Source organism: Actinomycetospora sp. 2LY8.5 (assembly GCF_057180585.1).
The window spans coordinates 17,039-42,555 of the sequence record NZ_JBXUHE010000047.1 but is presented as its reverse complement, the minus strand read 5'-3'; the positions used below and the strand labels follow the sequence as shown (position 1 = coordinate 42,555).

24 protein-coding genes and 1 pseudogene are annotated in these 25,517 nt (G+C 70.6%); 15 read left to right on the top strand and 10 right to left on the bottom strand.

Going from position 1 to position 25,517, the window contains the following annotated elements; translation table 11 throughout:
- The 5 genes from AC2A1K_RS31030 to AC2A1K_RS31010 form a co-directional block, all read left to right on the top strand.
- A partial coding sequence (locus AC2A1K_RS31030) for a dolichyl-phosphate-mannose--protein mannosyltransferase (protein ID WP_483900209.1) occupies positions 1-804 on the top strand: 804 nt, incomplete at its 5' end.
- A gap of 305 nt (positions 805-1,109) precedes the next feature.
- Positions 1,110-1,238, top strand: a complete 129-nt coding sequence (locus tag AC2A1K_RS31025; protein WP_483900208.1) for a lasso RiPP family leader peptide-containing protein — start codon at positions 1,110-1,112, stop codon at positions 1,236-1,238.
- Between the two features lie 45 nt (positions 1,239-1,283).
- Positions 1,284-3,134: an asparagine synthase-related protein gene (locus AC2A1K_RS31020; protein WP_483900207.1), complete on the top strand. Its 1,851-nt coding sequence runs from the start codon at positions 1,284-1,286 to the stop codon at positions 3,132-3,134.
- An 11-nt stretch (positions 3,135-3,145) separates the two neighbouring features.
- Positions 3,146-3,403, top strand: a complete 258-nt coding sequence (locus AC2A1K_RS31015) for a lasso peptide biosynthesis PqqD family chaperone (RefSeq protein ID WP_483900212.1) — start codon at positions 3,146-3,148, stop codon at positions 3,401-3,403.
- Positions 3,400-3,819, top strand: a complete 420-nt coding sequence (locus tag AC2A1K_RS31010; protein ID WP_483900206.1) for a lasso peptide biosynthesis B2 protein — start codon at positions 3,400-3,402, stop codon at positions 3,817-3,819. The genes AC2A1K_RS31015 and AC2A1K_RS31010 overlap by 4 nt, the downstream gene beginning before the upstream one ends.
- Positions 3,820-3,925: 106 nt before the next feature.
- On the opposite strand, the gene AC2A1K_RS31005 is transcribed toward AC2A1K_RS31010, so the two are convergent.
- Both AC2A1K_RS31005 and AC2A1K_RS31000 read right to left on the bottom strand, forming a co-directional pair.
- The gene (locus AC2A1K_RS31005; protein ID WP_483900205.1) at positions 3,926-4,741 is read right to left on the bottom strand and encodes an ABC transporter permease; all 816 of its coding nucleotides are present in this window, start codon (positions 4,739-4,741) and stop codon (positions 3,926-3,928) included.
- Positions 4,738-5,622 (bottom strand): ABC transporter ATP-binding protein, encoded by an 885-nt coding sequence (locus tag AC2A1K_RS31000; RefSeq protein WP_483900211.1) that lies wholly within the window; start codon positions 5,620-5,622, stop codon positions 4,738-4,740. Before AC2A1K_RS31000 ends, AC2A1K_RS31005 begins: the two co-directional genes overlap by 4 nt.
- A gap of 849 nt (positions 5,623-6,471) precedes the next feature.
- Here AC2A1K_RS31000 and AC2A1K_RS30995 point away from each other — a divergent pair.
- Together AC2A1K_RS30995 and AC2A1K_RS30990 are read left to right on the top strand one after the other, a co-directional pair.
- Entirely contained in the window at positions 6,472-7,488 is a 1,017-nt protein-coding gene (locus AC2A1K_RS30995) for a hypothetical protein (RefSeq protein WP_483900204.1), read from the top strand.
- 15 nt (positions 7,489-7,503) lie between these two features.
- Positions 7,504-8,118 (top strand): GNAT family N-acetyltransferase, encoded by a 615-nt coding sequence (locus AC2A1K_RS30990; protein WP_483900203.1) that lies wholly within the window; start codon positions 7,504-7,506, stop codon positions 8,116-8,118.
- Positions 8,119-8,176: 58 nt separating this feature from the next.
- Here AC2A1K_RS30990 and AC2A1K_RS30985 read toward each other — a convergent pair whose 3' ends face one another.
- The 5 genes and pseudogenes from AC2A1K_RS30985 to AC2A1K_RS30965 all read right to left on the bottom strand — a co-directional run bounded on the left by AC2A1K_RS30985 (position 8,177) and on the right by AC2A1K_RS30965 (position 13,271).
- Positions 8,177-8,845: a response regulator gene (locus tag AC2A1K_RS30985; RefSeq protein ID WP_483900202.1), complete on the bottom strand. Its 669-nt coding sequence runs from the start codon at positions 8,843-8,845 to the stop codon at positions 8,177-8,179.
- Positions 8,842-9,795 carry a sensor histidine kinase gene (locus AC2A1K_RS30980; protein ID WP_483900201.1) on the bottom strand — a complete coding sequence of 318 codons (954 nt, stop codon included), beginning with the start codon at positions 9,793-9,795 and terminating at the stop codon, positions 8,842-8,844. Before AC2A1K_RS30980 ends, AC2A1K_RS30985 begins: the two co-directional genes overlap by 4 nt.
- Positions 9,792-11,225 carry a serine hydrolase domain-containing protein gene (locus AC2A1K_RS30975; protein WP_483900200.1) on the bottom strand — a complete coding sequence of 478 codons (1,434 nt, stop codon included), beginning with the start codon at positions 11,223-11,225 and terminating at the stop codon, positions 9,792-9,794. Before AC2A1K_RS30975 ends, AC2A1K_RS30980 begins: the two co-directional genes overlap by 4 nt.
- Before the next feature lie 60 nt (positions 11,226-11,285).
- Positions 11,286-11,980, bottom strand: a pseudogene (locus tag AC2A1K_RS30970) (IS5 family transposase); the annotation flags it as partial.
- Positions 11,981-11,984: 4 nt separating this feature from the next.
- Positions 11,985-13,271, bottom strand: a complete 1,287-nt coding sequence (locus tag AC2A1K_RS30965) for an FAD-binding oxidoreductase (protein ID WP_483900199.1) — start codon at positions 13,269-13,271, stop codon at positions 11,985-11,987.
- Between the two features lie 167 nt (positions 13,272-13,438).
- On the opposite strand from AC2A1K_RS30965, the gene AC2A1K_RS30960 reads away from it, so the two are divergent.
- Positions 13,439-14,338, top strand: a complete 900-nt coding sequence (locus AC2A1K_RS30960; RefSeq protein ID WP_483900198.1) for a trypsin-like serine peptidase — start codon at positions 13,439-13,441, stop codon at positions 14,336-14,338.
- 108 nt (positions 14,339-14,446) lie between these two features.
- Entirely contained in the window at positions 14,447-14,653 is a 207-nt protein-coding gene (locus tag AC2A1K_RS30955; RefSeq protein ID WP_483900197.1) for a hypothetical protein, read from the top strand.
- A gap of 1,251 nt (positions 14,654-15,904) precedes the next feature.
- Here the strand turns inward: AC2A1K_RS30955 and AC2A1K_RS30950 are convergent.
- From AC2A1K_RS30950 to AC2A1K_RS30940, 3 genes are all read right to left on the bottom strand, one after another.
- Positions 15,905-16,351, bottom strand: a complete 447-nt coding sequence (locus tag AC2A1K_RS30950; RefSeq protein ID WP_483900196.1) for a hypothetical protein — start codon at positions 16,349-16,351, stop codon at positions 15,905-15,907.
- Between the two features lie 347 nt (positions 16,352-16,698).
- Positions 16,699-16,884, bottom strand: a complete 186-nt coding sequence (locus AC2A1K_RS30945) for a hypothetical protein (RefSeq protein ID WP_483900195.1) — start codon at positions 16,882-16,884, stop codon at positions 16,699-16,701.
- A 369-nt stretch (positions 16,885-17,253) separates the two neighbouring features.
- Positions 17,254-17,631, bottom strand: coding sequence for a hypothetical protein (locus tag AC2A1K_RS30940; protein WP_483900194.1), 378 nt, complete (start codon positions 17,629-17,631; stop codon positions 17,254-17,256).
- 310 nt (positions 17,632-17,941) lie between these two features.
- On the opposite strand from AC2A1K_RS30940, the gene AC2A1K_RS30935 reads away from it, so the two are divergent.
- The 6 genes from AC2A1K_RS30935 to AC2A1K_RS30910 all read left to right on the top strand — a co-directional run bounded on the left by AC2A1K_RS30935 (position 17,942) and on the right by AC2A1K_RS30910 (position 25,495).
- Entirely contained in the window at positions 17,942-18,688 is a 747-nt protein-coding gene (locus tag AC2A1K_RS30935) for a heparin lyase I family protein (protein ID WP_483900193.1), read from the top strand.
- Positions 18,689-19,932: 1,244 nt separating this feature from the next.
- The gene (locus tag AC2A1K_RS30930) at positions 19,933-20,976 is read left to right on the top strand and encodes a hypothetical protein (RefSeq protein WP_483900192.1); all 1,044 of its coding nucleotides are present in this window, start codon (positions 19,933-19,935) and stop codon (positions 20,974-20,976) included.
- Positions 20,976-21,296, top strand: coding sequence for a hypothetical protein (locus AC2A1K_RS30925; RefSeq protein ID WP_483900191.1), 321 nt, complete (start codon positions 20,976-20,978; stop codon positions 21,294-21,296). Before AC2A1K_RS30930 ends, AC2A1K_RS30925 begins: the two co-directional genes overlap by 1 nt.
- 7 nt (positions 21,297-21,303) lie before the next feature.
- Positions 21,304-22,173, top strand: a complete 870-nt coding sequence (locus AC2A1K_RS30920; RefSeq protein ID WP_483900190.1) for a hypothetical protein — start codon at positions 21,304-21,306, stop codon at positions 22,171-22,173.
- The gene (locus tag AC2A1K_RS30915) at positions 22,173-23,999 is read left to right on the top strand and encodes a TrbL/VirB6 family protein (RefSeq protein ID WP_483900189.1); all 1,827 of its coding nucleotides are present in this window, start codon (positions 22,173-22,175) and stop codon (positions 23,997-23,999) included. The genes AC2A1K_RS30920 and AC2A1K_RS30915 overlap by 1 nt, the downstream gene beginning before the upstream one ends.
- Positions 23,996-25,495, top strand: coding sequence for an SCO6880 family protein (locus tag AC2A1K_RS30910; RefSeq protein WP_483900188.1), 1,500 nt, complete (start codon positions 23,996-23,998; stop codon positions 25,493-25,495). The genes AC2A1K_RS30915 and AC2A1K_RS30910 overlap by 4 nt, the downstream gene beginning before the upstream one ends.
- Positions 25,496-25,517 lie beyond the last annotated feature (22 nt).

The following is a 25,517-nucleotide window of genomic DNA, read 5'->3' as shown; positions in this document are numbered from 1 at the left end:
GCGGCGTCGTCCAAGGCTGGAAACCAGCCCTCGGCGCCCTCGCGCTGGCCTACCCCGACCGCATCGGCCCCTACCTCACCTGACCACCGACAGATCAACTTACACAGACAGATTGACAGGCTCCCGTGGATCGCCTCCGAGACCGGCACCGACCGCCACGCGGTCGGCCAGCAGCTCGCGCCCGGCGGCCCGTTCGGATGGCTCCCGGACTGGCTACGCGGATTGATCTACTACAGCACCAAGGTCCTCGAGTTCCACGCCACCCTCGACACCCCGCGCGGAGCGCCCCATCCTTGGGAGTCCAAGCCGTGGACGTGGCCGATGGGGCTTCGGCCCATGCTCTACTACTACGAGTCGGGCCCTCAAGCGCCTGGGTGCGGCAGTACCGACTGCGTGTCAGCGATCATGCTGGTCGGCACCCCCGCACTATGGTGGATCTCGCTGCCCGCGCTCGGGTGGGCCCTGTGGCGCGCTGTGACCCGCCGCGACTGGCGCTACGGCACTGTCCTGGCCGCCTACGGGGCAGGGTTTCTTCCGTGGTTCGCCAATATCGACCGGCAAATGTACTTCTTCTACATGACCCCGACCGTCCCCTTCCTTATTCTGGCAATCGTACTCGCTCTCGGAGAGATTCTGGGGCGCTCCCGAAGCGGACTCGAACGACGCCAGACCGGAACGCTCGTCGTCGCCGTCTACACCGGTGTCGTCGTAGCCAACTTCGCCTGGCTCTGGCCCATCCTGATCGGCAACCCCATCACCGCCGAGCTATGGAATGCTCAACTATGGCTGCCTTCTTGGAGATGAGCCATGACCTCCGAAAAGAGCAGCGCTCGACTCCGAGCTGCCCGCACGAGATGATCTTGTGCCATACCTGCGCATCACTATGGGTGACCCAAGAGACTCTCAGTCCCAAGCCCACCTCCCCACATGCCGGGGACCTTACGCCTAGACGTCACAGACAGTAGTAGGCAGAAGACGGTCATTCTACTAACCAGGTTGCATGCCCACCGGGTTGCCCGTACCCGTTGAGGCCATTCATCCGGCGTGCGACGGTCGTGATGCCGAGGAGATCCTCTCTCGGCGCCCGTGACCTAAGTGAGGAGGAACGGATGAACACCGAGGAACAGGCAATGTCGTACGAACCGCCGCAGTTGGTCGAGCTCGGGGAATTCTCCGAGATCACCCTCGGCCCGACGACCTACCCGGTCCCAGACGGCGCTGGCTACTACACAAGCTGACGTCCGTCAGTTTGGCCCCGCTAAGAGAGCCTGGAAGGGCTGGCCGTGCTTGAGACACCTTGGTTCGTGGCTTTTCCTGATCACGACGTGGGCGACGCACTTGAGCATCAGGTCGCCTCTCTAGCTCATGTCACCGAGCGGGTTCTCCATCCTTCCGGTCGGCCGTGGGTCGTGGGCTCGTGGCCGACCGGAAGCGGCCAGCACGTCGCTTCCAACGACTTCGACATCCTCGCGCTCGGCGTATGCGAGCCCCTCTTCGCCAGGCCCCTTGAGCGTTTTCGAACCTTGGAGGCCTTGGACTCATTCGCGGAACTCTTTCCCGGTCAGTATTTCCTAATTGCACGCTCGGACCGTTCAATTCGCGCGCAAGGCAGTATCAGCGCCACACACGTGGCTTTTCATGCGCTCGTGAAGGGCCAAACGCTCTACTCGGACCGTCCGAGCCTTCTTGCCGCTCTTCAGCAATCGTCTATTGATCGCAACAGTGTCGCTCTCCGGCTCTTGTCTCCGACCATCACGTACCCACTCGATGAGCGGCCACTATGGGCAGGTATCGAGCGGTTACCACCTGGCTCAGCTCTTATCAGCGGGCCGGAAAGGTCGACGAGCGGTCGGCAGTGGTGGGAACCCCCTGAGGCCATAAGTCCGCTGGAGACCGGCGCTCGAAAACTGGCTGATGCGTTGACGAGTGCCGTGTCCCGACACATACGCGGAGCTGGGCACATTACAGCCGACATGTCCGGCGGCCTTGATTCAACGACGCTGACCTTTCTCGCCGACAGACGGCTCATCGATACCAGCCGAGGCGCTTCCCAACCGCGGCTAACCACGGTCCACTGGGCGGAATCAGACGCAGCAAACGATGACGCTATCTTCGCTCAATCCGCGGTAACGTCACTCAGCGCGTGGGGTCACGAACAGCTCAGCCAGGAAGAGATGCCCGCGTGGTTTGACGACCTCACAACCCTGCGGGTGGACCCCGACGAACCATACCGCTGGGTCAGGGCGCAAGCCCGCATCGCATACACCGCCCGCGTTCTTTCCCGACTCGGCTCGCAGCTCCATCTCGCAGGACACGGCGGCGACGAGCTCTTCATGACCCTTCCTTCCTATTTGTACGGACTCGCCCGCAGCAACCCGTTGGTTGCCCTGCATCGTGTCCGGGCTCACCGAGCTCTGTCGCGCTGGCCCCTTACCTCCGTGGCGCGACAGCTTGCGGATCACCGAGATTTTGGCCGGTGGCTGTTGGATGCGAGCCGCGAACTCGACGCGTCGCTGCTCGCCAGGAACGAGCCACAGTTGGGCTGGGGGCCGCCGATTCGCCTACCTGCGTGGGCGTCCGACGATGCCTTCCGAATCGTGCGGTCGCGTATTGCGGAGTGCGCGCAAGTCGCGCCCCTCTCGCCTAACCGGAGTCAAAGCGAGACCCTGCAGTACCTGCGAGGTGGCGGCGCCATTGCCTCGCAGGTCACCCGTGTGATGGCTGGCGAGGGTATAACCGTCGCCCTTCCATACCTCGACCACGACGTCATCACCGCGGCTCTATCGGTCCGCTCTCATGATCGAATGTCACCGTTCACGTTCAAGCCACTTCTAGCGCGAGCCGCCGACGGCATTGTCCCGGTCGACATTCTCAGGCGGACCACCAAGGGAGACTTCAGTGTCGACATGTTCCGGGGCCTCGAAAGGAACATTGAAGCGATCGAGGCCATCGTCTCCGACGGCCGTCTTGCGGAGATTGGGCTGATCGAACCGAGGAAGCTGCTTAAAGTGCTGCGTGGTCCCCACGCCGACGTGCGCAAACTGATACCGATTGAGGCTACCGTCGCCGCTGAGCTCTGGGTTCGGAGTGCCTTGTCGGCTCATGTTGACAACAGAGACGTGGTGGCACCGTGAGTTATGAGGCAATGCACCTTCACCCGGACGTTCTCATCACGTCCTCTCCTTCTGGAGACACGGTGCTGCTCGACGGGATGTCGGGCAAGTACTGGCAGCTCAACGCCACTGGAGCACGTGTCGTTCGCGTACTCCTCGATGACGGATCGTTCGATGACGCTGTGCAGGCGATTTCCCTCGACAGCCGGACACGGACCCCTGCCGAGGTTCGCCAGGACGTCGAAGCGTTCATGGACGCGCTACTGGAAGCGGGGCTCGCGCGCAGATGAGTATTCCAGTCGCACTTTCATCGACGACGACCGAACTCAGCACTCGTGATCGGTTGGGCGCCCTGGCCGCAGTCGCGGCCGCACGGGGTCTGGCCAAGCTTCCACCGCGGCGCATCCGCCGCGTCCTTGCCTCGGCTTGTCGCGGCGCTCGTCCAGCCAGCTATACAGAGGCCGAAGCCGCGCGCTCCGCCGTAGTCGCAGTGAGCATGCGGTGCGCGGGACGGGGCTGCTTAGAGCGGTCCATCGCGACAGCATTGCTGTGTAGGTTGAAGTCTAGCTGGCCTGATTGGGTTGTCGGTGTACGGTCCAGGCCATTTGGAGCACACGCGTGGGTTGAGGCTGCCGGACAGATGGTTGCAGAACCAGTTCCTAAAGACTATTTCGCCCCGATTCTTCAGGTTCGTGCTCATGACTAACGTCGTCGCGAGCCTCCCTGATCTACGTAGCTCCCGGGGTCAGCATGCCTTGCGGGAGCTGCATTTCTTCGGTTATCGGCATGCTATCCCTCCGGCCGCCCCTACATCACGCGCCGCGGGTCGTGTTTCCAGACACGCGCCGAGCCATTCGACGTAGGACCAAGGGAGCCAGAAGCGAACCGAGAACTATCCAGGCCGCCAGGACAGCAATAGTCGGCAACGGGCGCCACGAACCGGAGACCTCGACTGCGGCGAGGGGGTCCGGTAATAGCGCGCTTCGCGTTCCAAGGCCAAGCCAGTACAGCGGAAACATCTGCCCGACCCACTGCAACCATGGCGGCAGGGCGGTAAGGGGGTAGACTAGACCCGAGATGCCGACAAGAACCATCACGAGGATCATCGCGACCTGAATGCTGTGAACGCTGCGAAACAGCGAACCTATAATCGCGCCGAACGGCAATGTCGCGAAGAGTCCAACGATAACGACGACCATTAGGGAAAGCCAGGCTGTCGGCTCATTGAGGCGCAAGCCCCTGAACAGCAATGCCGCTGGGGCCAGTACCACCGTCACACTTGCTAGGGCCATCATGGCCTGCCCAAGAACCTTCCCAACCAAGTACCCCACGATCCCGTGTGGGAGTGTCTTCGCGCGCAGGAGTGTCCCGTCCTCGCGCTCGACCACGAGCGCTACGGCAAGGCCCACCACGGCAGTCAGGACGAGACTCACAACGAGCAACCCGGGGACTGCCTGGCTCCCGAGGGAAAAGTCAGCCCCCGGGACCTGACTGTCGCGTAGGAGATACATAATGGTCAGGACGATCACGGGAAGAAACGTCCAGTTGAGGACCTGTGGCCAGTTCTGGCGGACCTCGATCCACCCGCGCTCCACCCCCGCGAGGACAGCATTGAGTATCGGCGTCATGACCACTCCGCAGCCAAGGCTTCGGGGGTCCTCGCGCGACCATCGGCCTCGAACTCGCGTACGAGAGCCAAGTAGACGTCCTGCAGGCGAGGGCGGCGCACCTCCAGGTCGTCGACCGAGTCTCCATAGTGGCTCAACAGCGCGTGAACGAACCCGGTGGCGTCGGCAGTTCGCCGACGGTGCGGGTTTCCGTTGATGGTGAACCGTATCTCGGCCTCGCCGGAGAGGCGCGCGGAGAGCTCTGCAGGTGTTCCGGAGGTTAGGACGCGGCCGCCAGCCAGGATCACAATCCGGTTGGCGAGTTTCTCGGCCTCGTCCAGGTCATGGCTGGTGAGCAGGACCGTCGTGTCGTCTTGAGTCGAGAGTCTGATGACGAGATCGTGGAACTCCTCACGCGCCTGAGGGTCGAAGCCGGTCGTGGGTTCGTCGAGAAACAGGAGCTCGGGGCGGCCAACCAACCCAATGGCGACGTCCAATCGTCGTCGCTGACCGCCAGAGAGGTTCCCCACCTTCGTAGTTGCCTGCGCGGTCAGCCCGACGCGGGCCAAGAGCTCGTCAGCGTCGTACGGACGATCGCGGCCGAAGGTGCGGTAGGCGACGTAGAAGCGGCCCAGGTGTCCGAGAAGGTCACGGACCCGCCATCGAGCGTGGTCCCGCCATGACTGCAAGACAATCCCGACACGGGCTCGCCACGCCTCGGTAGCCTTGTCTGGGTCGACGCCAAGGACGCGTACCGAGCCAGCCGATCGACGGCGAAGTCCCTCGAGAATCTCGATCGCTGTGGTCTTGCCCGCACCGTTCGGTCCCAGCAGCGCCACAACCTCGCCGCATTCCACCTTCAGGTCGAGCCCCTGTAGAACATCCTCGGAGCCGTAGCGCATCCGGACGTCGTCGGCTTCGATGACCAGCTCCACGGGCCCTGGCTCCTCATTGATCCCCGCCGCACCGGCTGATGTCGGTTCCGGCATCCCAACCTCCCCACCTTGAGGCGCGGCCCGTTTTCGGGTCGGCCAGCCGAGCGACCCCGGTTCCAACCCAGAGCACCCGAGCCCACGCATCTCGCCGCCGGCCGAGGTCCAGCATCCAACACACCCCCGAACGCTGAGAGCCGTTTGCGCGTATCCGACGACCAGCCCCGCCGCCGGGCTCGTGGCAGGCGCTCACACAGCGACACAGTTCGGCTTGGATCTTCCGGGACTGCTTGGCTCAGCTTGGAGCCGTAGCCTTCACACAGCAATATCGACTCCAGCGCAGCACGTCCATCGTAGCTCGGCGCGTGACAAAGTTGTTATCAAGTCGAATGCTATACAGCGGACCAAATGATCTCGCCCGAGCGAACCTCGAGGTACCGCCCGAAAAAGTCGATCAGCCAAACGTCACTCCGTCAGACGCGGAGACATGACACAAAGTACAAGCTGGCTTGCTCACTACGGAAGTCGGGCCATTCAAGCAACCACACGCCAGAACCCCCGTGACACCGTCCGTAAGGCTTTTGAGTTCTATTACCTTGCGCTACGATTTGCGATGTATGCCACGCCCGCACTTCAACTCCTGAAGGAAGGATCGGCACGATGTCAGCCACCACTGAGACAGACGCGCCCCAGGCCGAGCAGCCCGACCTTGACCTTACCCCCTACCTGGTAGACGAGACCCTTGAGTCGCCCGACCACGACCGCGCCGAGCGGCTTTCGTGGAATCCGCCCGGAAACCCCGTGATCTGGGTGTAGCCAATGGGTAGATCGACGGCGGGCGCGGCACCTGGAGCATCTATCGGTGCCGCGCTCGACAACTTCCTGGAGTTTCTTCCGGACGGCGTGGACCACTGGATACTGTGGACAGAGTCAGCACATTCGTTAGTCCGCAGCGCGCTGCTGCGGCGACTCACGATTGTTCACGACCTCGTTCTGGGGGAGACCGAGCCCGAGGTCGTCGCACGAGTTGCTAAGGAGGAGCTGGCGGACGCTGCCACCGGGTTCCTCTGTTTCCAGCTCGTCGCAGGTGAGTCCGAGGGCTTGTATCCGCCCTACCAGCGGGCGCTCCACAAGTTCATGGACTGGCCCCCCGGGCGAGTACGCCTGATGAATGACGTCCACGACGAGAACTTCGCCAGCCTGTTCTCTGAGCCGCCGTCTAGTCTCGCCGCTCGGTGTGCGGCCACCGCTGAACGTCTGCGCGCAAGCAGACAGCTCAGCTATTCGCCGGTCGACGGTAGTCGCCGGCGGCTCGACCTCATTTGCCCTCAGGAAGGCTGGACCGTATACGACGGCGTGAATGTTACGACCGACTATCAGCTTCCGATCGGCGAAGTAGCGTGTGAGCCGCTGAGCGTAGACGGGCGACTTGAGGTTGACGGCTGGATCATCGGGACAATTCCGTTCGGCGCGAAGTACGGCCGAATTACGCCCCCAGAACTCTCGATTGAGTTCGCGGGCGGTCGGATCGCCGAGGTTACCGGTTCCAACCAAAAACTAGTCGACGACTTATCAGTTTGTCTCGAGCGTGTGCCTGGTCTTCGCGCGATCGGAGAGCTTGGTGTCGGTCAATCACCTGCCATAGCCGAACTTGCTAGCGGTGGGACGTTCCGGCCCTCGCGTTGGTACGAGCGACACCTCGGTGTACATATCGGGCTCGGCGCGGAGCTGCCCGAAACAAAAGACCCTAACGAGAGACAGACGAACCATCACATCGACATTATTCAGGCCGCCGGCGAACTCTGTGGCGACCAAGGATCGATTCTTCGATGGTGATGGCGGCGAGCCGATATGGGCGAGGACGTCAACTGGCGCATCAGGCGAGCAACGAGACTGGACGTGCACGGCCTGGCTGAGTTGCACATCTTAGCCTCGTTGGCCGCGAAGCCAACGACTCAAGGAGACTGCGCGGAGCCCTGCGACCTTCTTGTTGCAGCAAATCGAGAGCCCTGGCACGAAGCGGTCGAGGCCGCCGAGAGGGACTCTTCGCGTACAATTCTCGTGGCAGAGACCTCCCAGTGCCATCTTGTAGGGTTACTATCGCTAAGACCGAGCTCTAACGCGCACGTCGGGGAGTTGTGCGCGATGTATGTTTCGCCATGTCATTGGCGACGCGGCGTCGGGACAGCGCTCCAGCAAGAACTCCTCGAAAGCCGGGACGTCTTGCGGTCCTATCGCGCGGCGACGCTACTCGTAGCCGAAGATGACGACAGGGCTCGTGGGTTTTACCGCAGAACCGGATGGCTTCCTCTGCTCACGGAGAGGTCGGCGCAGACACCACAGCGGGGCCGGCCGCTCCCGGCGAAGGGCGACGACGAGAGCACGAGCTTGGCGATCCGCTATATGTGCAGTCTCGACTCCGTGCCAGGCCACCGAAGACTGTATCGCCACATCCGGCCGGTTTAGACCTGGTCTCAAAACCTCCAAGGTGTCGCTGCGGCTCTGTTTCTGTGACTCCCGGTGTTCATTGCTGGCTCGCGGCGGTCCAGATGACGGCAGCGCGGACCCGGTTGTCCACCCCGAGCCGGGACAGCAGTGCGCTCAGGTGGGCCTTCACGGTGCCTTCCGAGACGAACAGTTCGCGGCCGATCTCGTGGTTGGACAGGCCTTGGGCGAGTAGGGCCAGAACGTCGCGCTCCCGGTCGGTGAGGGTGGCGACGAGCTGACGGGCCTTGGCGCGTTGACCGTCACTGTCGTCGTCGGGCCGGTCTTGCAGCCGGCGCAGGACGCGTGCGGTGATCCGTGGGGAGAGGTAGCCCTCCCCCTCGGCGGTGGCACGGATCGCCGCGAGCAACTCCCGTGGGTCGGCAGCCTTGAGCAGGAAGCCGTCCGCCCCGGCGCGCACGGCACGGGCGACGTAGTCGTCCTCGTCGAACGTGGTGAGCACGGTCACGGCGATACCGGGCTGGTGGCGGCGGAGCTCGTCGATCGCGTCGAGGCCGTCCCCGCCGGGTGTGGGGCCGGGCATTCGGACGTCGAGCAGCACCACGTCGGGTCTGTGAGCTTCGGTGAGGGCGATGGCCTGGCGGCTACTGGCTGCTTCGGCCACCACAGTGATGTCGTCGCTCTCGAGGATGGTGCGCAGGCCAGCTCGGATGAGCGCTTCGTCGTCAGCGAGCAGGACCCGGATCAACGCGGGGCCCGGAGCTCGGTGGTCCAGCCCTCGCCGGCCGGCCCGGCGTGCATCTGCGCGCCGAGGGCGCAGGCCTGCTCGTGCAGCTGGACGAGTCCGCGCCCGGTGCCGGGCTCACCTGCCCGACCGGGTCCGTTCGCGACGCGCAGGACGAGCTCGGCCGGCTCGACGGTGTACGAGACCGTGATCGGCGCGCCCTCGGCGTGGCGGGCGGCGTTGGCGATGCCTTCCCGGGCGACGTGTTCGGCGAGGCGGGCCAACGGCTCCGACACGTCGTCGGCGTCCCCGGTGTCGGGGTTGACACGCTCGAGCTCGACCTCCAAGCCAGCGCGTCGGGCCCGCTCGACTACTTCGTCTACGGGGGTGGGGGTGCGAGCGGGCTCGAGCAGGTCGAGGGCGCGGCGCAGGTGGTCGGTGGCGGCTGCGGCGGAGGCGCGGAGGTCGGCCGCGGCGTCGCGTTGGGAGGACGAGTAGCCGCTGAGCTCGAGGGCGCCGGCGCGCACTCCGAGCAGGGCGAGCTCGTGTCCGAGGGTGTGGTGGATGTCGGCGGCGAGCCGTGAGCGCTCGGCCAGGCGTGCCTGTTCGGCAACAGCGGTCCGCTCGGCGATCAGAGCCTCGTTGCGCGCCTGCTCGGTCGCGAGCAGCTCGACCTGCTGGCGCCGCGCCCGGGCCAACGACCACGGCAAAGCCACCGTCAACCCCGCGACCACGACCGCGGACACCGCCTCCCACACATCGAGAGCGGCGAGCACGACGACAAGCACACCGCCGGGCAGCAGCGCCCACCCAGCGCCGCGGATCGGGCGGAAACGGCCGATGGCCGCCGCGGCGGGAACGAGCACGACGTACAGCGGACCCGACCACGGTTGCAGGCCGCCGTCGAGGCCCAGCCCGGCGACCAGTCCCGCGAGGACCAGCACGGCGTGCTCGGCCATACGAGGCGCCCTCACGAGTCCGAACCTAGCCGAGCGGCGCTGCGCAGCGCAGCGACACGGGCGGTCAGCGTCACCGCCCCTGCGGCACCCGCTACGACGACGAGGGTCGTGACCGACGCCAGGAAGGTGGACATCACCGCCCAGGTCAGCGTGCGGCCGAACAGCACGCCGGCGATCCAGGGCAGGCTCACCGCCACCGCGAGGGCGGCGGTGGAAGGGAGGAGGCGCAGCACAACGATCCACCGGCGCGACGAGGCCCGCCGTTCGGACCATCGACGTGCTCGGGCGACACCGAGCGCGCCGAGCACCACCGCGAGCAAGGAGGCTCCGGCCAGGACTCCGTCGACGAACCGACGTGTGGGCGATGGCGGATCGACGGGCGCGCCGGCGGCCGCGGCGTAGAGCCGCCGGGCCATCTCGTAGGTGTCGTCCGACATCGACGCGCTCTCGGTGGCCACCGCGACACCGATGCCGGTGCGGGGGTCGACGATCTGTGCCGAGCTGCGGGACAGCATGCTGCCGGTGTGGCCGAGCATCGGGTGGTCAGCGGTGGCGTCGTCGACGATCCAGCCCATGGCGTAGGTCCGTCTGGGGTCGGCGGGGACGTGCGTGGCGGCGAGGTCGGCCGCGGATAGCAGTGGGGCTCCGTCGCCGTTCTGGAAGGCGAGCCAGCGGCTCATGTCGCGAGCGGTGGACACGACCCCCGCTGCGCCTCCCGAGGACAGCAGCGAGGCCGGCCAGGTACGGGGCACCCACACCCCAAGCACAGACACCGCCCCGGGCTGGGCGTCGGTACGGGCCCCCACGTGGGTGCCGACCATGCCCAGGGGCACGAGGACCTCCCGCCGCAAGATCTCAGCGAACGGGGCACCGCCCGCCACCTCCAGCAGGCGCGCGACGACCTCGTAGTTGCCGTTGGTGTAGGCGAACCGGGCACCCGGATCGGTCGCGAGGGTCGCGCTGTGCAGACGCCCGACCGCGGCGGCCGGATCCCACGCGTTGTCGATGGCCTCGGCGTGAGCAGTCACATCGGTAAGACCGGAGGTCTGGGTGAGCAGGTGGCGCGGCGTGATGAGCGCTCCGCGCGGGTCCGCCACTCCGAACTCCGGCAGCTGGGCGGCGACGGGGCGGTCGAGGGCGATCTCGCCCCGGGCGGCGAGGCGCAAGGCGGCGACAGCGGTGAAGGACTTGCTCAGCGACGCAAGGCTCAACGGGGTCGTAGCGGTCATCGGTGCGCCGGCGTGATCGACGCCGCGGCCGCCAGCGTAGAGCAGGGAGGCGCCGCGGGTCACCGTCACTGCGAAGCCCGGCAGGCCGCTGCGGGCGGCCTCCTCATCGACCTGAGCCGCAACGTCGGCCACGGGCGGGGAAGTTGCCGCAGCAGACGGCATGGTCAGTAGGAGCAGCAGGACCGGGAGAACCAGCAGGAGCGATCGGCGGGGCACGGCAGCGAAGGTCGCAGCTCCTGCCCGATCGCCGGATCGGTCGACCGGCTGGAGGAGTGGCTAGCCCGACGCAGACTTCGGCGGAGGCCGCTCCTCAGCGTGCCTCACGAGGCGACGGAGATTGATGATCGAGACAGCGAGCAGCAGCAGCGGACGCAGGGTGGCTTCGGCGCGGTCGTAGCGCAGACCGAGGCGCTTGAAGCGCAGCAGCCAGGACACGGTGCGCTCGACGACCCAACGGTGGCGTCCGAGCTTGGCCTTGTCTTAGATGCCGCGGCGAGCGATGCGGACCTTGATCCCGCGCCGATGCAAGTAGCGCCGGCAGCGGGGGTAGTCATATCCCTTGTCGGCGTGCAGCTTGGTGGGACGGCACCGGGGTCGGCCAGGTCGGTGGCGAGGTCCGCGCACGGCGGGGGCAGTGTCGAGCAGCGGCTCGAACAGCTTGCTGTCGTGGGTGTTGGCCGCTGAGGGCAGCACGTGCAGCGGCAAGCCGTGGTGATCGACCAGCAGGTGGTACTTGGAGCCGGGCTTGCCCCGATCTACCGGGTTCGGGCCGGTCAGCTCGCCCCCCTTTTCGCCCGCACCGACACCGCGTCGATGCTCGTGCGGGACCAGTCCAGTACGTCGGCGTCGGAGAGCTCGTCGAGCACGCGTCGGTGCAGCCGGTCCCAGACGCCGGCGACTTGCCAAGCGCGCAGCCGTCTCCAGGCGGTGTGCCCGGAGCCCCCGCCAAGCTGTGGCGGTAGGTCGCGCCAACGGCTAGAACCGTTCGGTGCTGATGCGGGCGCGGGGGACGCCGCGCGCGCCGAGCGCGTCGACGGCGGCGGCGACGAGGCGACCGCCGCCGGAGACGTAGTAGGCCCGGTGACCGCTGTCGGGCGGCAGGGTCCGCGCGAGCAGTTGTGGGTCGATCGCGGCGCCCCCGGTGCGGCGCACGGTCAGGTCGAGGCGGCGGGCGAGGAAGCGGTCGAGCTCGAGACCGAACAGTTCCTCGCCGTCGCGTTCGGCCAGCAGCAGGTGATGTGGGCGTGGGTCCTGGGCTTCGGCCAGCGCGCGCAGCGACGCGGCGATCGGGGTGATGCCGACGCCGCCGGCGATGAACACCAGCCCGTCGGCCGAGGCCGGGTCGCCGGGGTGCAGGTTGGGCACGAAGCTGCCGTAGGGACCGTCGACCCAGATGCGCTCGCCGGGCTCGAGCTCGGCGAGCCGGTGGGTGAAGGGTCCGCAGGTGCGGATGGTGATCTCGATACGGCCGTTGCGGGCGGCGTGGGCGATGGTGAACGGGTGCTCAGCGGTGGCTGCTGGGTGGCGTCGGTGTCGTAGCCACACGAACTGGCCGGGCTCGAGCGAGAGCGGTCGGCGCAGGTGCAGCGGCGCGAGCACCAGGGTGACCACGCGCGGGTTCTCCACGCGCACGGCCTGCACGACGTGCGCGCCGCGGTCGATCAGCGGGCGTACCAGCCAGCGGCCCGCGAGCACGGCCAGCGTCATGAGGGCGAGCGCGCCGAGCACGGCGGCGTTGAGCGGGTCGGAGACCAGCCGCCCGAGCAGCAGCACGTGCCCGGCCACGAGCGCGAACATCGCGATCCCGCCGGCGGCGTGCCAACGGGCGCGGCGGGCGTAGTCGCGGTCCCCGGACCGCGGCCGGACTCGCAGGCTGATCAGCGCCACGAGCAGCGCGGCGCCGATCCCGGTTTGCACCGCGGGCCCGGCCGCCAGGGGGTTGAGCGCGGCCAAGCCGTGGGGGCTGCTGGCCACCGCGAGGATCACGTGCGCCGCGCTCATGGCCGCGGTCGCGGCGCCCAGGCGGATGTGGAGGGCCTTGCCGGTTTCGATCCCCAACGCGCGCAGCAGAGCCTTGACCCGGGAGAGCAGCACGATGGTTACGACCATCAGCGATGCCGCGAGCAACCCGCTGTAGGCCGACAGGTTGTCAAGTAGCCCGTCGTCCTGGGTCGCGGCCGCCACGGGGGCCACGGCGACCGGCGCGAGGATCGCGACGTCGATGACGGCCAGCCATCCCCACCGTCCGAGCTTGGTTCCCATGCCAGGACAGACCGGCGACGACACCGCCCCGGTTCGTGGTCCACGTCACATGCGTGTGTGGAGGTGGAGGGACCATCCGGGATGGGCGCGCGGTCTGTCCTGGCATGGGGTCGACTACCCGCCGGACCAGCACAGCTCCGGCCGTTGTTCGGGCGGTTGTTCGAGCGGTGGCCGTCGCCGCTGTGCTGGTCACGCTGGTGACCATGGGTGCTGCGCTCTCGCCGGCGCGGCCCACCGACCCGGCGACCGCGCCCGCGAAACCCCTGGTGTCCGGCGTGTGGCTGGCGGCAGGACCCTCCCCGGTTCCCAAGGTGCCGCTGGCCGACGTGGCGACCGCCGAACCGATCAACGGGCAGGCGGTGGGCTCAACGGTGGGCCAGCTGCTCGCCCGCGACGGCGGCGGGCGCCAGCGGTTGTGCAGCGCCACGCTGGTCGCCTCCCGGTCCAGGTCGGTGGTGGTGACCGCGGCGCACTGTGTCTACACCCCGCCGCAGGTGGCGGGGGCGACGATCGCTCCGCCAGGGCAGCGCGGCTGGGTCGAGTCCACCCAGTTCGTGCCCGGCGCCGACGGCCAGCAGCGCCCGTTCGGGGTATGGGAAGTCGAGCAGATCGCGGTCGACCCACGCTGGCAGACCGACGGGGACCCCGTGCACGATGTCGCGTTCCTGCGCCTGGCGCAGCGCGACGGGCAGCGTGCCGGGGACGTGCTCGGCGCCCAGGGCATCGGCGAGGCCCCGGAACAACCATCCGGCCCGCTGTCAGCAGTCGGCTATCCCGCCGCCGGGCGATTCACCGGCGACGAGGTCCTGCGCTGCTCAGCCGACCAGCCCGAAGTCGAGCCTGGGCTCGGCGGCGACTACACGATCCCGTGTGACATGACCGAGGGATCGTCCGGCGGCCCTTGGCTCGCTGACCTGGACGAATCGTCCGGGCTCGGGGTGGTCCAGGCCGTCACCAGCCTGCGCGTGCTCGGTGACGAGCGCATCGCGGCGGCCCGGTTGGGCCCCGAGGCGATGGCGTTGTTCGCCGCGGTCGACGACCAGCTCGAGCAGGCCCCACCCGAGTGAAGCCCAGCTCCTGTCCCCACCGAGAGCCGCCGCCAGGGACCGACACGGTGCCCGCGCCGGTCTATGAGGCCGAGGACGTATTCGGCCGACGATCGGGGAGGAGCGGTGATGACCACCGAGGGCGAACACGACGACGACCAGCTCGCGGGCGACGACGAGCTGTGTGCGCGACTGATCGAAGAGATCGACGACACCAACGCGATCTTGGAACGGGTGCGGCGGCGGCCGACAGTCCGCGCCCAGGTCGCCCGCCTGCTGCGCCCTCAGGTGATCCTTCACCGCCGCGGCGAGACGCCGCCGACCACCGATGCCTGAGCATCACCCGGCCCCTGAGGCCGGGGGCCGCCGAGCACCCCAGCAGCGAGCCTCGGCGCGCTGCCCGACGAAGAACTCCCCCACGCCGGGACCGATGCGGTCTCACACCCGGTCTGTGTAGGCGCAGGGAAGTCCATGTCCAGGGAGCGATCACGGTGGCAATCACATCGGCGGGGCCCTATGGCCAGGCCCGGAATGCGACCGGCGACGGCGCGCCCGGAGGACCATCATGACCCGGTGGGGTGCTGACTCCGGCGGGGACCGGTGGGACTCGCGGCCGGCCAGCCGCGCCCCCCGCGAGACAGGCGAGTACGGCGAGTACGGCGAGTACGGCGAGTACGGCGAGTACGGCGAGTGCGCGACCGAGACCACGATGCCGCTACCGCCGGTCGACGACCGCGGCGAGCCCGATGACGACCGAGAGTCCGGCCAAGGTGGTGCGGCGGGCGCCACGCCGCTCGACCGGCTCGGCTGGGGAGACCCGGGCCCGGAGCGCCGCCGACCGGCCGGCGGCAGGCGGGCCCCAGGCCCGGCTGCGGGACGCGCGGTGATGGCGGCCGCGCTGGCGGTCGCGGTGTTCGGAGCCGCCGGTATCGCCGCACTGGCCAACGCGGGTGGCCCCGACGTGATCGCCGACCCCGGACGCAGTGGATTGACGAGCCCGACACGCCCAGCCCCTTCCCGAGACCTCGAGCCGACCCCTACACCCGACCCGACACCTGCCCAGGAACTCCCGCCCCGCACCGCTCCCGAACCGTCGATCACACCGGGGATTCCGAGCCCTGCAGTGCCGGTCCAGCCGCCGATCACCGACGCCGACGAACCGTCCCTGCCCGACGGGCCGCCGCTGCCCTCCGACGACGCGCGCGGAGACTCCGATGCCGCCGGCGACGATGACAACGCCGAAGACACAACGGACGACACGGCGGACAACACAGCTGACGACACGGTCGGTGGCGAAGCAGGTGAGGAGTACCCCGGGCCTCGCTCGGCGCCGCCACGCTCAGAGACCCCGGACAGTGCAGACGACGCGGATGACCCGTCAGGGGACCCGACCCGGCTGATCCCGATCAGACCGGAACCACCCCAGGACTCGCAGGCCCCCACCGAGACCCTCACGCCCGAGACGGCCACGACCACAACGGCCCCGACCACAACGGCCCCGACCACAACGAGGTCGGTGGCCCCCACGTCCGCGCCCCCCACTTCGGTACCCCCTACGTCGGTGCCCCCTACGTCGGTGCCGACGGATCAGCCGGGGGGACCGCGAACGATCGGGCCGATCGTGATCCCGGCCGAGCCGGACGGGTCGCTACCCGCGGGCGCGATCGTCATCCCGACCGGACCGGACGGCGCACTGCCCACCGGAACAGTGACCGCCACCCCGGACTCTGAGCGGGGCGAGCGGGACGGCACGGCGAGCAGCACGACGCCCGTGGAGCCGCCCACCACGACCGCCACGACGGCCACCCGCGGGCCCGCGCCCCGGCCCGATGAGCTGCCGAGAACCGGCGCCGAGCCTTCGGGCGGGGCCACGTCGCGCCCCGCGTCGCCGACCACCTCGGGGTCGTTGCCGCCGGCGGCGGGGCGTCTGTCCGCGCTGCTGCCCACCCAACCGCCCGGGACGAGGTGGGAGTGCCGCCCTCTGACGCCCGGGGTCGACGGGACCTCGGAGTCGAACCGGTGGTTCAGCTGCACACCCGTCCGCAGTGCGGACCCGGCGCCGGCGAGCGGCGCCGCTGCTGCTTCACCACGACCGGCCGGCCGGGGCCGTCGTCGTGGTCCTTCCCGCTCTGGCCTGGAGGTCGTGTGATGGACAACTGGTTGTTCGAGGTACGCCGCCGCGTCGAGTCCGGCTGGGACCGGCTGCTGGACATCGGTGCCGAGCTGCGTCACACCCGCGGCCAGCGCGGGCCCCGCAGTCGTCCACGAGGCTCCGCATGGTCGGGCCGAGCGTGGTCGAGGCGGTCGTGGTCGGAGCGCTCGTGGGCATCGACCGTCGCCGCGGCCGTGGCGATGGCCGTCGCGGGCGGCGTCGTGGGCCACTACGCCACCGAGCCCGCCACGCTGGCGATCGAGTCGACCGCGCAGAGCGCCGCGAGCCCTGACAACTCCAGCGACACCGGCACCGGTACGGGTGGGGGAGCCGGTGCGGCTACGGGCTCAGAGGTGTCGATCTCGTCGGCCAACGGCGCCGACGATGCCAACGAGTCCAACACCACCGGGAACACGGGTGCAGGCACCTCTGACGATGAGCCTGCCGAGGCCGAACCGACCCCGGTCACGCCGCCACAGACCGGCACAGACTCCGGAACCGGAACCGGAACCGGAACCGGAACCGGCGGCGGGGCGGGGCAGGCCGACAGCGACACCCGTGCTGGGACTGGCGCTGGGGCTGGCGCTGGCGAGGAGCCGACGGTGTTGGGCCCGATCATCGCGGGGGACACGACGGTCGGACCGATCACGATCACCCCGGGGCCGGACGGGCCCGCGGTGGCCGGGGAGGTCCCGGTCACCACAGGCGGCGCCGCTCCCGGCGACCCCGACGCTGCCGAGGGCCAGCAGCCGGGACAGGGCGAGCAGGGCGGCCAGCAGGGGGGTCAGAGCGGATCGGGGACGCTGCCGACTACCACCAGCGCCCCATCCACCAGCGGCGCCGCTCCGAGTGGCTCGGCGGGAGGTGGCGCGGCGGGCGGTGGCTCCGGGCGCGGTGGTGCTGGGAGTGCCGGCGGCGAGTCCGCGGGGTCGGAGGGCGCCGGCGGCCGGGGTTCGGGGTCGTCGAGTGCTCCGGTCACTTCCGGTGCGCCCGCGACCTCGGGCGCCGCCGGGGGGTCCGGGCAGGGCGCGGCGGGATCGGGTGCTGGGGGCCAGGTCGGCGCGGGCGGGTCGAGCGCGCGCACCAGCGGGGCCAATCCGTCCGGGTCGTCGGGCTCCCCGAGCATCACGTCCGGCGCCCCGGAGCCGAGCGGCAGCGACACCGAGACACCATCCGGGGGCGGGGCATCCGGCGAGTCGGCTGGTGAGGATGAGTACGGGGCTGAGGGCGGCGCCGGATCATCGGGGCAGGGGTCTGGCGCGTCGCCCGGCGGGTCGTCGGGGTCGTCGGGTGCGCCGTCGACGACCCCGACGAGTCCGGGATCGGACGGGCCGGGCGATACCGAGGGCGATCCGGCCGGAGACAGCTCCGGTGGGCAGGACGCGGCCGGGCAGGACGCGGGCGGGCAGGACGCGGGCGGGCAGGACGCGGGGGGCGGCGTCGGTGGCGCGGTCGGTGGCGCGACGGATGCGGTGTTCTCGCTGACCGAGGGGCTGGCCGGGTTCCAGGAGCCCCACGAGGGCAATGTCGAGAACGGGGAGGACCCCGCTCCGGTGGCGAGCCCGAATGTGCCGGGCCATGAGGCGATCCGCCTGGCGCTTCCGGCCGGCGGGAAGCGCTCGGAGCTTCGCCCCGAGGAGGCCGCGCAACAGATCCGTGCCGGTGAGCGCCACTTCTTCGGCTACTCGGCGTTCCTGCCCGAGGACTTCCCGGTCGACTTTCAGGGCTTCCAGGTGATCTGGCAGCTCCACGACGGCGGCACGAACACCTCGCCGCCGGTGGCGCTGGAGGTTCAGCAGGGCAGGTTGTGGCTGGCCAACGTCGGCGAGCTCGTGCAGGACCTCGGCCCGGTCACCGCGGGGGAGAACCTCGCGGTCCAGATGGAGATCGAGTTCGCTCAGGGCGGCGGCACCGTGTCGGTGTGGCGCGACGGCCGGGAGGTCCTGACCGACTTCGCCCCGCCGCAGGGCACGATGATCGACGACTTCGACTACCTCAAGACCGGCCTCTACCGCTCCGAGAGCGGTGACGCCCCCGCGACCGAGCTGTTCCTCAACGACCTCAAGATCGGCGACAGTCTCGAGAGCGTCTCCGGGCTCGCGGGCGCTCCCGCCCCGGGGGGCAGCGGCGTGGGCCAGGTGGCCGGGTCGGCGGCCAGTGCCCTGCTCGGCGCGGCGCTCCCGATCGGGTTCCGCCGGTTGCGGAGCCGGCAGTGGTAGCGGGACCGATCGAGGCCCGGACCCGGTCTTACCCGCCGAGGGGCTCAGACGACGCGACCGACACCGCGGTGACGTCGCCGACTCCTCGGGCCGCGCCACGTCGTCGATCCTCCGGGGGCCCCATGACCGGCAGCCATACGACCTGCTGGCAGCCGTCTGCACGACTGCATCCGCCCCAGTTCGCGGTGCCCAGCGACACCGGGTGGGACGGCAGACGCTGGGACCCCGCCGACTCGACACCGAAATCTCGCCCGGACCCGGCCGCCGACGATTCCTGCGAGAGGTCCTCGGGCGAGGACGCGGAGTCGACCTTGCGCACGTCGACCCTGACCTCAGCGGCACCCGCCGGCGGCTCGACCGAGGATGACGCCGTCGAGGCAGAGGTCACGCAGGTGGTGCGTGGGGTTGGCACGGAAGACTCGAGCCGCGGTGACGTTCCCCGCGACGAGACCCCCCGCGACGAGGCTCCCCGTGACGAGACCTCCCGCGACGTCGCCGTCGTCGTTGAGCCGAACGAACCCTCGGACGGGGGGTCGGGCGAGAGGTCGATGGGGGAGCCGAGACGTCCCACCGAGCCGGCGCGGGTCAACGGGCATCGCCCGAGGCCGGCGACCGGGTTCGTCGGCCCAGCGTGGCCGCCCGCGGCGAGCTCACCGAGCTCGCCGAACTCACCACCGAATGGGCACGGCCTCAACGGATCGGCGTCGCGGCTCGGGGCGGGCCCGCCTCGCCCACTAGAACGGCGCGAGAGCACCGCGGCGGCGGGCTCGCCGCAGAGGGGGCCCAGTATCTCGGACGCGACCCGAACGCAGCGGGTTTCCCCGCCGCCGTCCGCACCCCCGCCGACCACTCCCCAGCCCGCGACGGCGTCCCCGTCGACCGCGGCCGCAGGACCGGATGGAGATCCCGACTGCACGCAGGTCGTGCCCGGCGGGGCTGTGGGCCCGTCGGCCGGGCCCCCAGCGGCATCCGCACCGCCACGAGCCCCGGCCCTCGTACAGGACTCATCGCCGGGCCCGAAACCCGCGGCTACGTCGCCGACGACCGGGCCACCCCCGCTCCTGGCGCCGCCGGGTTTCGGCGCTGCAGCTGCCCCAGGGGTCGGTCCGGCCTCGACACCGAGGTCTGGTGCGGCGCCGGGGACGGGGTCGGCGCTGGCTCTGGTTCCGGACACGCCGCTGGTGCCGGGCGCGGGTCAGGAGGTGGGACCGTCGCGGCGCGCGGCGGCATTGCTGGACGAGGCGATGACCGAGACCGCGCGGGAGGCCTGGCCGCCGATCAGCGACGCGGACATGGAGACATCGCTGGCGGCCGGCGAGCTCGCCCATGCCCGCGCGTTGGCGGACCCGCGTGCGCCGGTGTCCGCAGCGGCGGAGCACGCCGCGTTGGACGCCGTGGCCGACGCGACCGAGCGGGCGGTGGCGGTGGCCCGGCTGGGCCCGCGCCACGAGCCGGGCCGGGCCCCGTGGGGCCGGGCCGGGCTGGTGATCCCGGTGCTCGGCGCCACCAACGGGGTCGGGGCCAGTGTGGTCGCGGCGGCCCTGTTCGACGCCTTGGACGCCGCGGGGGTGCGGACCCTGTTGGTCGACGCGGCCGACCCGCAGCGGTCGGGTCTGGCCGCGGCGGCCCGCAACCAGGGCGTGGCCAGCCGCACCCTGCACCCGGATGTCGGGGTGGCGTTCGCGCGCCGCGGCGACGGGTGGATGGCGCAGATGGCCATCACCCGGGGCGCGGTGATGTCGGCGTCGATGGTGCCCGCCCCCGGGTGGTGGCTGCCCGAGGACGAGGCCTCGGCCCCGGAGGTCACCGTGGTGGATCTCGGCTGGGATCCGTGGGCGATGGCCGCGGCGCCGCTGCGCGGGCCCGGCGCGTGGCTGGAGGCAGGCTCGCCGCTGCCGCGCCCGGTGCTGGTCGTGGCGCCGACCCGGCCGGGCCTGGCGCAGGCCAACCAGCTGCTCGAGCGGCTGCGCCCCTGGACCGACCACGGTCGCGTCGCGTCCCCGGCCGGGCTGGCGGTGGTCGGCGCGCGGCGCTGGCCCCGCGACGTGCCCGGGGTGGCCGCGCGGGCGCTTGGCCCGCTGACCTCCGACGCGGTGTTCCTCCCGAACGACGCCGAGACCCGCACCGCTGGGGTCGGGCCGCGCCCGCTTCCGCCGCGGCTACAGCGGGCGGTGACGCCGCTGCTGGCCGACCTCAACGTCATGCCCGCCACCGGGCGGGCTCCCAAGCGACACACCAGGACCTACCCAGCGACCCACCAAGCTGCCTACCGAAGGACCAGATCGTGATGATGATCAGCGCAGTCTCCGCGCTGCACGTGGTGGCCGACGTCGTGACCCAGGCGCCGCTGGCGGCGGTGCCGAACCCGGCGCCGGCGGCGCCGCCGGGCTCGGAGCGTCTCGAGGAAATCCTGTCGTGGGTGAAGTGGCTGGCGCTGATCAGCGCGGTCGCCGGGTTCTTCGCCGGGCTGGTCGTGTTCGCCGCCGGCCGGATGGTCGATCACCGCCGCGCCGGGTCTACCGGGGCGATGATGGTCATCTCCTCGTTGGCGGTCGGGCTGCTGTTCGGGATCGGCCCCGAGATCATCACCAGCATGGCCGGCGGGTGAGCAGCCGATGTCCAAGGTGATCTCGCTGAACGAGGAGACCCGACAGCGCGACCAAGCGCGGCTGCGAGCCGCGTTCGGGGTGTTCGCGGTCGTGGTGCTCGCGGTGATCGCCGGGCTGGTGTGGGCCGGGCACCAGACGGCCCCCAGCAACCCCGGCTCGGGCGACGACGCCGGCGCGGCGGCCGCGGGCGCGCCCCCGGCCGCCGGGCCGCAGCCGGGAGCTGGGTCGGGGGGCTGGGACCTCGCGCGGCAGGCGGAGCTGGCGACCCGGCCGATGCCGGCCTTCCCCGACCAGGCTGCACTACCCGCCACCCTCGCGCGCGGTGCGGGGCATCCCGCGATGACCGTTCCCGGCGGGACCCGGGCCGGCCTGGTGGTGCCCGAGGGGTTCCCCGGCACGCCGGAAGGTGCGGTCGGTCAGCTCGCGGCGCTGCTCGAGGTGGGCCTGCGCGACGCGAACCCGCGCAGCTTCGACGCCGCCTACCGGTCGGTGTCGCTGCCCGGAGCGCCGGACCCGGCATCGACGCCGCTGGGGGCCGATGTGCGCTCGCTGCACGCCCAGGCGGTGACCGCCGCCTCGGACCCGACCCCGGTCGCGTCGCGCTGGCAGCTCGCCGGGGCCCTGATCAAGGGCGAGACCGACGGGGGCCGGTTCGTGGTGGCCTGCGTGCTCGGGGAGCTGCAGGTCGTGAAGGTGAACTCGATCAGCGCGGGCACCGGTGACTGCCAGGCGATGCGCTGGACCGGTTCCGACTGGCGGATCAGCCCCGGCCCCGCGGCCGCGCGGGCGCCGGTGGTGTGGCCGGGCAGCACCGAGTTCGTCCAGGCCGGATACCGACCGATCCAACAACCGGCTCGGGATGGAGGTGCTCGCTGATGCCCGGCGGAGGACTGATCAGTGATGCCGTCGGGGGGCTGCTCGACGGCATGATGCGCGAGATCTGGACCGGCACCCTCGCGCTGCTGCGCGCGGTGATGGGGCTGGTCGGGGAGCTGGGCAGCCTGGACATCACCCCGGGCGGCGGCGCGATCTCCAACGAGCTGTGGACCACGATGCTGCAGCTCGCCGCGCTGATCGCGGTCACCCTGTTCTTCGCCCAGCTCGCCGCGGCCGCGCTCAACCCGCGCCGGCACATGTTCCAGGCCGCGACCGGACCGGTGCAGTACGGCGTCGCGCTGGCCTTGAGTGTGGCGGTGGTAGCGGGTCTGCTCGGCGCCGCGGACGGGCTGTCCGCGGTGATCCTGGCCCAAGGCGCGAACGTCACCGACACCGCCGCAGCGATGGACCAGCTCGGCCTGGTCGACGACAACAACGCGGTCAAGGCCACCGTGCTCGGCCTGCTCGGGATCATCGCGGTGGTGCCACTGGCCATCGGCTACGGCATCACCCTGCTGTTCCGTTCCGCGTCGATCCTGGTCCTGGTCGCGACGCTGCCGATCACCGCGGCCGGGCTGACCAACCTGGCCACCAAATCGTGGTTCTGGCGGGTCGCGCGCTGGCTGCTGGCGCTGATCTTCCTCAAGCCCGCGTTTGCGCTGTGCTTCGCGCTCGGCTCCGGCATCGTCGCCGCCGCCGGACGCACCGCGGGCCCGAACGCGCCACCCCCGACACAGCCTCCAGTGCCGGTGTCGCCGGGGGCGCCCGCCGAGGGGCTGGCCCCGGCCGACGGCAGTGGTGTGGTCACCCTGCTGCTCGGGCTCGGGATCATGTTCGTGGCCCTGTTCGCGCCGTACGCGCTGTTCCGGCTCTTCGCGTTCATCGAGCCCGGCACCCAGCCCCACCAGGCCATGATGAGCGCGTTCTCCTCGGCCACCGCCGGGCTCAAGTCCACCGTCAGCGGCGCCGCCAACGCCGACATCGGCTCGGTCCTGTCCGGAGCCACCGGCGGCCGCTTCGCCGGCAGCGCGGGCGAAGGAGCCGGCGGTTCCGGGCTCGGCGGCATGCTGCCCGGCTCCAGTTCAGGTGGCGGGTCGGGTGGCTCCGGCGATGACACGAAGAAGCAACAAGCCGCGGCCGCGGGGTTGGCCGTGGCCACCGGCGGCGCCAGTGCCGCCGCCGGAGCCGGTGCCGCCGGGGGCGCGAGCTCGGGTGCGGCCGGGTCCTCCGGGGCTGGTGCCAGCGGCGCAGCACGCTCGGCGGCGGCAGCCGGCGGTAGTGGGGGTGGCGGCCAGGGCACCGACAGCGCGCCGGACACCGGCCAGGCCGACACCACCGAAGAGGACCTGGCCGGCGCCGGTGCCGCCGCCTCCGGTGGCGGGGGCGGGGTCAGCGGCGGCGCCACCGGTTCCACCGGCTCTGCGGGCGGCTCGAGTGGGGGCTGGTCGGTGGCCTCGAAGGCCGCGGCGGCCGCGAGCAGCGTCGGCTCGGCCGCAGGCGGGCGGGTCGGGGCGGCCGCCCAGGCGCTCGGCGGCACCGCCTCGGGGGTCGGAGCTGGCGCGGCCGGGGTCGGTGGGGCGACCCCGATGGCCCCGGCCCCGATGGGCGGCGCTACCGGGTCGGTGGGTGATCACGGGCTCGGGGACTACAGCGGCGGGCACCTCGGCGCGTCCGCGCCCCGGGCGCCGATCGCGCCGCGGGTGGTGCACAGCTACCGCGACGAGAGTTTCGATCCCGAACGGCACTACCGCGACGAGGGCGACGACGGTTGGGGTGACGGTGGGGATGACCAGGGCGACGAGGGCATGGCAGGGGTGATCCGATGACCGAGTCCCACACAGCGACCTATGCGCCGGGGCGTCCGGAGCGCAACGGCTGGATCATGGGGCTGACGATACCGCAGGCGCTGATCTGCGTCGGGGCGTTCTTCCCGCTGGTGTTGCTGTTCGGCTCCAACCGCCCGGGCACCGCGCTGGCGCTGCTGCCGGCCGCCGCGCTGGTGGTGGCGCTGACCGTGGTCCCGATCCGCGGCCGCCCGGCCGCTCGGTGGCTGGTGGACACCGTCCTGTTCGGCGCGGGCCGGCTGGCGGGCTGGTCGTCGTGGCAGTCTCGCGCCGCGGCGGGGCTGCCGGTCGACCCCGACGAGCCCGACCTGCCTGGCCTGCTGTCCCGGCTCGATCTCATCGACGGGCCGCAGATGCCTGGCCACGGGCGGGTCTGCATCCTGCACGACACCGCCGAGGGCCGCTGGGGTGCCACGGCGAGGCTCTCCGCGCGCGGGGTGGGGCTGGCCTCGGCGATCGAGTGCCGCGGCCTGGCCGCCGGTTTGGGTCGCGCGCTCAAAGGCCTGGCCGACACCGACCGCATCGACCGAGCCAGCCTGGTGGTGCGGTCGGTGCCCGATGACGGCACCGCGCACGCCCTGTGGCGCGAACGCCACCAGGTCGACGACGCCCCCGAGCTTGCGGTCGCGGTGGCCAACGACCTGCGCTCGATGGCCACCGTGGCCGTGCGCCAGGAAGCGTTCCTGACCGTGTCGGCCACCGACGACGCGCTGCGCCGCGCGGCCAACGCCGCCGGCGGCGGCGCCGCCGGCCGGGCGTTCACCCTGCACCGGGCCCTGCACGCGCTGACCGAGCCGCTGCAGCAGATGGGCTGCGACGCCCCGGAGTGGATGACCAGCGCCGGTCTCGCCGAGTCGATCCGCACCGGGTTCAACCCGGCCGCGGCCGGGCTGCTGACCCACCGCCGCCTCGAGACCGGCGACCCCGGCCTGCCCCGGGCCGCCGCCGGCCCGACCCGTGCCCCCGGCCCGGCCGCCCGCAGCTACATCCACGACGGCTACACCACCGTCAGCTTCGCGATCATCCCCCCGCGCGCCGGGGTCAAGTTCGGCTCGCTGGCCCCGCTGCTCGCGGTCCGCGCTCCGGGCGAACGCCGCAGCCTGGCGATCCACTACGAGGTCCTGCCCCAACGGATGGCCCAGAAGCTCGCCACCCGCGAACGGCAGACCTCCACGCTGGTCACCGAGGTCCGTGCCGCCAAGGGGTTCGGGACCGCGGCCAAGGACGCCCAGGACCAGGGATCGTCGTATCGCCAGGAGCACTCGGTGGCCGCCGGGGAAGCGATGGTCCGCTACGCCGTGGTCGCCTCGGTGACCGTGCCCTCGGACTGGAACGTCGAAGACCACGCCGAGGCCCTCGAAACCTCGGTGGCCGGCGCCTACCACGTGGTGCGCCTCGAGCTCGCCCAGGACTCCGGGTTCGTCGCCGCCAACCTGCCGGTCGGCCTCGGCTTGGTCCGCATGCGCAACGCCCTCTAACGCCAGCCCCAAGAGCCCACGC